The organism is Pseudonocardia sp. ICBG601 (assembly GCF_020496245.1).
Genome location: NZ_JAHLJA010000205.1, coordinates 1 through 2,366, shown reverse-complemented (window position 1 = coordinate 2,366; position 2,366 = coordinate 1). Strand labels below are relative to the sequence as shown.

Sequence of the window (2,366 nt, the reverse complement as noted above, 5' to 3'; positions counted from 1 at the left end):
GCGACGCTGTTCCTGGTCAGCGGGCTCATCACCCGGCGGACCGGGACCGTGTCGATCTCCCAGATGGGTGGGCTCGCCCAGCAGCACCCCACCTGGCCGTGCTGTTCGCGATCCCGGCGATCACCCTGGCCGGGCTGCCCCCGACCTCGGTTTCGTCGCGAAGCTCGCGTTGCCTGCAGGCCGGTGCGGGCGCGGGGCTTCGCCGGGGATCGGTCGCGGCCGTCGTCGTGCTGGCGAGCCTGCTGACCCTCTACGCCGTCGCCCGGGTCTGGGTGCGGGTGTTCTGGGGCGCACCGAAGGAGCCCCTGGCCGACGACGACCCGAACGACGAGCTCGTCGTCGGGACCGCGCGCAGCGCCCGCGGCATGTACGTCGGCGCGTCCACGCTGGTCGTGGTCAGCGTCGCGATCGCGTGTTCGCCGGCCCGCTGTCCGGGGTGACGGCCAGGGCCGGGGTGGACCTGCACGACCGGACCGGCTACACCGCCGCCGTCCTCGGGCCGGGCGCCGACCCCGGGGGTGACGGGACCATCAGCGCGAGCGGACGGTCCGGTGACCTCGCCCGGGACACGACCGTGCGGACCGCGGCCGGCGACACCCCGGAGGTGACCCCGTGAGCGAGCAGACCCCGAGCCGGGGTGGCGCGGCACGGCCGACGGCCCGGACCCGCAGGCCGCCCCGACGGCGACGACCGCGAGGACGCCGTGCTCTCCTCGCCGGAGGCGCGCCGCGAGGCCGAGATGGGCGCGGCCGAGGTCGGCGAGCCGCCGGAGCCCGACCACGCCCGCACCCCCGCCGGGTGCCGCCACCGGTCCCCGACACCGTCGCCGAGCCGATGGGCGGGTCCGCCCGCGGCGGGAGCGTGCGCCGGCGGATCCCCGCAGGTGCTCGCGCTGGCGCTGGTGTGGGTGCTGCTGTGGGGGAGCGTGTCCGCGGCCGCGATCGTCGGCGGTCTGCTCGTCGGCCTCGCGGTGACGGCGATCTTCCCGCTGCCGCTGCTGCCCGAACGGCTCCGTTCCGGCCGTGGAAGCTGCTGCGGCTGCTGGCGTTCCTGGCCTCGGACCTGGTCGTCTCCGGGATCCGGGTCAGCATGGTGACGCTGCGGCACGGGCCGCGCGCCCGGTCCGGGATCGTCGGGCTGCCGCTGTGCACCGGCTCGGACCGCACCGCGACGACGATCGTCGCGGCCTGCGCGCTGTCCCCGGGCAGCTTCACACTGCAGATCGACCGGGCCCGGCGTCGCTGGTACGTCTACGCACTCGCCCTGCACCGGCCCGGCGCCGTCGAACGGCTCCGCCGGGACATGATGCGGCTGCAGCTGCGGGTGATCGACGCCGTCGGCAGCCAGGAGGACCGGGACCGGTGCGCCGCCGCCGTCGCCGCGGTCGCCGCCGGGGACACGGGGAGGAACGACGGTGACCGTCGTCCACACGCTGGTACTGATCATGCTGACGCCGCCGGGGTGCTGACGATGTGGCGGCTCCTGAAGGGCCCCACGACGCTGGCCGCATCGCGGCGCTGGACGTGTTCGTCGTGCTGATCGTGGCCGCGGCCCGCGTGTACGCGGCGATCTACTCCGACGGGTCGAACATCCCGCTGCTGGCCGCGGTCGCGCTGATCGCGCTGGTCGGCTCGTCGACGGCGCCCCCTGGTCGAACGATGGGGCGGCACCGCTGATGGGCCTGCACGACGTGCTCGACGTGGTCTCCGCCGCACTGATGCTCGCCGGCGGGCTGTCCTGCCTGCTCGGTGCGCTCGGGCTGGTCCGGCTGCCGGACTGCCCGCCCGGCTGCAGGCCACCACCAAGCCGCAGACCCTCGGCCTGCTGCTGATCCTGCTGGGCGTCGCGGTCAACCTGGAGTTCGAGAACTCCTCGACGCTGATCCTGGTCGTGCTGTTCCAGGTGATGACGGCGCCGGTCATCTCGCAGGTGGTCGGGCGCTCGGCCTACCGCAGCGGTGCGATCGACCGGACGCACTCGTCGTCGACGACCTGGGGAGGACATCGACAGCGACGCGCGCGCCCGGGAGGTGCGGACGGTTCAGCCGTCGTCCGCCGGAGCCGGGGTCGTCCTCGCGCAGCGTGGACGGGGTCGAGGGGCCCCGGACCGGTAGGCGGCGTGCCCGATCGCGAAGCTGGCGACCGGGATCGTGAAGAGCTGCAGTGCCACGGCACGCCGAGGGTGAGCAGCACCCCCGGCTCGGGCACCAGGATCGCGACCCCGACGAGGATCGCGACGATCCCGAGCCCGGCGGCCTTGGTGACGGCGTTGTGCGGTTGTAGACGTCGGGCAGCGCACCATGCCGACCGCGCCCGCCGCGACGAGCAGGACCCCGGCACCAGTACGAGGCCGCCGATCGCGTTCTG

At 74.8% G+C, this 2,366-nt stretch carries 6 protein-coding genes and 2 pseudogenes; 7 read left to right on the top strand and 1 reads right to left on the bottom strand.

Going from position 1 to position 2,366, the window contains the following annotated elements; all coding sequences use genetic code 11:
- From KPL57_RS60400 to KPL57_RS71210, 7 genes and pseudogenes are all read left to right on the top strand, one after another.
- Nucleotides 1-440 (top strand): annotated as a pseudogene (locus KPL57_RS60400) (hypothetical protein); the annotation flags it as partial.
- The gene (locus KPL57_RS60395; protein ID WP_226358900.1) at nucleotides 413-616 is read left to right on the top strand and encodes a hypothetical protein; all 204 of its coding nucleotides are present in this window, start codon (nucleotides 413-415) and stop codon (nucleotides 614-616) included. The pseudogene KPL57_RS60400 and the gene KPL57_RS60395, both read left to right, overlap by 28 nt.
- A 21-nt stretch (nucleotides 617-637) precedes the next feature.
- Nucleotides 638-1,096 carry a hypothetical protein gene (locus tag KPL57_RS68660; RefSeq protein WP_308253262.1) on the top strand — a complete coding sequence of 153 codons (459 nt, stop codon included), beginning with the start codon at nucleotides 638-640 and terminating at the stop codon, nucleotides 1,094-1,096.
- The gene (locus KPL57_RS68655) at nucleotides 1,030-1,539 is read left to right on the top strand and encodes a Na+/H+ antiporter subunit E (protein WP_264199964.1); all 510 of its coding nucleotides are present in this window, start codon (nucleotides 1,030-1,032) and stop codon (nucleotides 1,537-1,539) included. Before KPL57_RS68660 ends, KPL57_RS68655 begins: the two co-directional genes overlap by 67 nt.
- Nucleotides 1,533-1,676: a hypothetical protein gene (locus KPL57_RS60385; RefSeq protein ID WP_226358899.1), complete on the top strand. Its 144-nt coding sequence runs from the start codon at nucleotides 1,533-1,535 to the stop codon at nucleotides 1,674-1,676. Before KPL57_RS68655 ends, KPL57_RS60385 begins: the two co-directional genes overlap by 7 nt.
- Nucleotides 1,676-1,831, top strand: a complete 156-nt coding sequence (locus KPL57_RS71215; RefSeq protein WP_308253259.1) for a hypothetical protein — start codon at nucleotides 1,676-1,678, stop codon at nucleotides 1,829-1,831. Before KPL57_RS60385 ends, KPL57_RS71215 begins: the two co-directional genes overlap by 1 nt.
- Nucleotides 1,777-1,890: pseudogene (locus KPL57_RS71210) on the top strand (monovalent cation/H(+) antiporter subunit G); the annotation flags it as partial. The gene KPL57_RS71215 and the pseudogene KPL57_RS71210, both read left to right, overlap by 55 nt.
- 150 nt (nucleotides 1,891-2,040) lie before the next feature.
- Here KPL57_RS71210 and KPL57_RS68650 read toward each other — a convergent pair.
- The gene (locus tag KPL57_RS68650) at nucleotides 2,041-2,169 is read right to left on the bottom strand and encodes a hypothetical protein (protein WP_264199966.1); all 129 of its coding nucleotides are present in this window, start codon (nucleotides 2,167-2,169) and stop codon (nucleotides 2,041-2,043) included.
- Nucleotides 2,170-2,366 lie beyond the last annotated feature (197 nt).

What these genes read in the sequence shown, in the direction of transcription:
- KPL57_RS71215 (WP_308253259.1), top strand. Translation starts at nt 1,676, where the DNA reads ATGGGCCTGCACGACGTGCTCGACGTGGTCTCCGCCGCACTGATGCTC.